We start from the raw sequence: 3,042 nt of genomic DNA on the forward strand, positions 1-3,042 counted from the left end.
GAGACCTTAAGTGTGGCAACGATTTAGCTGAGTAGGCCATGGTGGCCGAGGCAAGGTTCATTGTTGTGTGGCGCGGCGCCGAGTCGTGCTTCTACCGGGGAGTGATCGGTGTACGGTCCGTCGCTGTGGCGGTGATCCTGATCGTGGAGGACGACCCGGGGATCTGCTCTGCGCTGACCCGGGCGTTGACCGATCGTGGGCACACCGTGCGTTCTCGTGGGGCTGGGTTGCCGGGCCTGCAGGCAGTGCTGGACGACGCGCCGGACGTGGTGCTGCTCGACCTCGGCCTGCCTGACGTCGACGGCCTGCGGGTGCTGCCGATGCTGCGTTCGGTCACCGGCGTCCCGGTCATCATCATCACCGCCCGAGAGGACGGCTCCGACGTCGTCGCGGCCCTGGACGCGGGCGCGGACGACTTCGTCGTCAAGCCGTTCGGCGCGGACCATCTCGATGCCCGGATCCGTGCCGTGCTGCGCCGGTCGGGTACGGCGGGCGAACCCACCGGGCCGATCGTCGTGGGTGGCCTGAGCATCGATGCCAGCAGCAGGTCCGTTCTGCTTGACGGGGTCGCAGTCGATCTGTCCCGCAAGGAGTTCGATCTGCTGCTGACGCTGGCCCGTCGGGTCGGTGAGGTGGTGAGCAAGCGGGACCTGCTGGCCGAGGTCTGGCGGCAGCCCGGCGCCGGCGGTGACCGGACCGTCGACGTCCACCTGTCCTGGCTGCGCCGCAAGCTCGGCGAGAGCGCGGCCGCTCCGGTGTACCTGCACACCTCTCGTGGAGTGGGCCTACGGCTCGTCGACCCCGGCCACGAGGAAGCAGCTGGGACACCGCAACCGTGAGAGAGGCGGACCTCGGTACCGCACCCGGCGCCGTGAGGCCCTGAACCTGTGAGGACTGTTGTGACGATCTTCGATGCGCTTGCCGGACACCCCGAAGGCCACCTCGGGCATCGGGCCGGTTGGTTGCGTGCCGCGGTCCTGGGTGCCAACGACGGGCTGGTGTCGACCTCGAGCCTGATGGTCGGGGTCGCGACGGCGAGTGACGCCTTGGGCGGCGCGGTGCTGACGGCGGGTCTGGCGGGCCTGGCGGCCGGCGCGATGGCGATGGCGGCGGGGGAGTGGGTGTCGGTCAGCTCCCAGTCCGATGTCGAGCGCGCGGACCTGGACCGCGAGCGTCGCGAGCTGGCCGACGACCCGCGGGGTGAGCTCGAGGAGCTCACCGGGATCTACGAGCAGCGTGGCCTGCCCCGTGACCTCGCCGAGCTGGTGGCCGCCGAGCTCCACAAGGGTGACGTACTCGCTGTCCATGCCCGAGACGAGCTCGGCCACAGCGAGTCCTCCCAGGCGCGGCCGGTGCAGGCTGCGGGTGCGTCCGCGGCGGCCTTCACCCTGGGAGGGTTGGTCCCGTTCCTGGGAATGCTCGGCGCCGTGACCGGTACCGCCAGGATCCTGCTGATCGTCGTGGTCACCCTGGCCGGGCTGACCGTGGCAGGTGCATTGGGTGCCCGTGCCGCGGGCACCACCCTGGGGCGCCCGACGCTGCGTGTGGTCCTCGGCGGGGGTGCCGCGATGGCGGTCACCGCCCTTGTCGGGCATCTCGTCGGCCTGGCCGGGGTCTGACAGCGAGCTGCGTGCGCGTCTGCGGCGGGCGTCCGGGCACTGCCTGCAGTCAGGTCTGTGGACCCTGCGGGTCGTCGCCCGTCGCTGGGTTCGCGCCGCGGTACCGGCGGGGCATGACGAACGCTGCGGCGCCGCTGAGGACCAGCCACCACGGGCCGGTCCGGACCCAGCCGTGCGCGGCAAGGACGTCGTCGGCCTGCTGGTCATCGACCAGCTGCGTCGTCGCCAGCAGCGGCCCTGCGTGACCAGCCTCGTCGCTGGTCCGGACCACGGTCAGGCGCGTGGGTCTGCCCGTGTCGCCGGGGACGGCCAGCGCGACGAACCTGGCGCGGTCATGTCCCGGCACGACCCTCCCCGTTCCCCTGGCGGTATCAGCCGGCCGGTCGCGGCGGGCGTGTGCGGCCCGTAGGGCGACGTGCGGCGGCACGGCCGCCGCACGTCGCACGCTAGGCCGCGTCGGGAGCCGCGGCGGGCACCTTCAGACGGCCTTTGGCCGGTCTTGATCGACTCTTACCCCTTGCCGTCCCCCGAATCGGGGCCTCGACGGGCAGCAGATCGGGCGGATCTTGTCGTGGTCTTGACCAGTCGTAGACGTCTTCACCGCTAGCGTCGACGCGCATCGCACGCGTGGGCAGAGGCAGTCGGCCGTCCACGTCAGAGTTCTGTTGGTAGACCTGACGGGAGTGGCTCGTGAGCCGAGAGTCGATCGGCGAGGCCCTGCCGGCGGACGCGCAGGGTCTGCCGGGGCGGCTGTCCAGGGTGGTGGGCAGCGCGGTGATGGTGCTGGGACTCGGAGCCGCTGCGGCGTTCGGCATCGCCGCGCGCGGCGAGTCACGGCAGGAGCCGCCTGGTAGGGCCCCGTCCCGGGTTCCCTCGTCGGCGTCCCCTGTTGACCCCGCAACGAGCACGCACACCCCGACGGATCCGGCGTCGCCCGAGCCGCAGGCACTCCCTGTGGTGCGGTCGAGCACATTGGTCGGGGGTGGGCGGAGCGGCGGGCCTACGGCCTGGCCCACCAAGGCCGGCGGCGAACCTGTCCTCCCCTGCGCGGGGCCGTTCCCGGTGGACGTCAGCGTGATGGGTGCGACGGGCCCGGCCCGCCGGGCAGAGATCGCCTTGCCAGGAGGGCGCATCGCGACCAGGTTGACATGGCGGATCGCTGCTGGACGGCTGGACGTCCAGTGGCCGCCCTCGCCCCGAGGACTGTACGAGGCAGGGGCGCGGACCCCGGCGGAATCCACGGTCGACCAGATCATGGGCGCGGCCGACGGCCGCAGCGTCGAGGCCCGGGGCACGGTGAAGACGCTCGCTGCGGCGCCGTGGTCGCGGCGGGCCGTTCAGTACACGCTGACCCTCAAGCGTGGGATCGGGTCGATGCCGGCGTGGCCGTGCGACAAGGTGCAGGTGCGGTTGACGACCAGGG

The 3,042-nt window shown here is 72.0% G+C and carries 3 protein-coding genes; 2 read left to right on the forward strand and 1 reads right to left on the reverse strand.

Annotated elements, in window-relative coordinates; translation table 11 throughout:
• The first annotated feature begins 125 nt into the window (after positions 1–125).
• Entirely contained in the window at positions 126–839 is a 714-nt protein-coding gene (locus EDJALFJO_RS07295) for a response regulator transcription factor (RefSeq protein WP_088283687.1), read from the forward strand.
• Between the two features lie 60 nt (positions 840–899).
• Positions 900–1,619 carry a VIT1/CCC1 transporter family protein gene (locus EDJALFJO_RS07300; RefSeq protein ID WP_198950089.1) on the forward strand — a complete coding sequence of 240 codons (720 nt, stop codon included), beginning with the start codon at positions 900–902 and terminating at the stop codon, positions 1,617–1,619.
• Positions 1,620–1,668: 49 nt separating this feature from the next.
• Here the strand turns inward: EDJALFJO_RS07300 and EDJALFJO_RS07305 are convergent, their stop codons facing one another.
• Entirely contained in the window at positions 1,669–1,965 is a 297-nt protein-coding gene (locus EDJALFJO_RS07305) for a hypothetical protein (protein WP_143448356.1), read from the reverse strand.
• Positions 1,966–3,042 lie beyond the last annotated feature (1,077 nt).

It is taken from the genome of Kineosporia sp. A_224, assembly GCF_002198655.1.
Lineage (GTDB): Bacteria > Actinomycetota > Actinomycetes > Actinomycetales > Kineosporiaceae > R-H-3.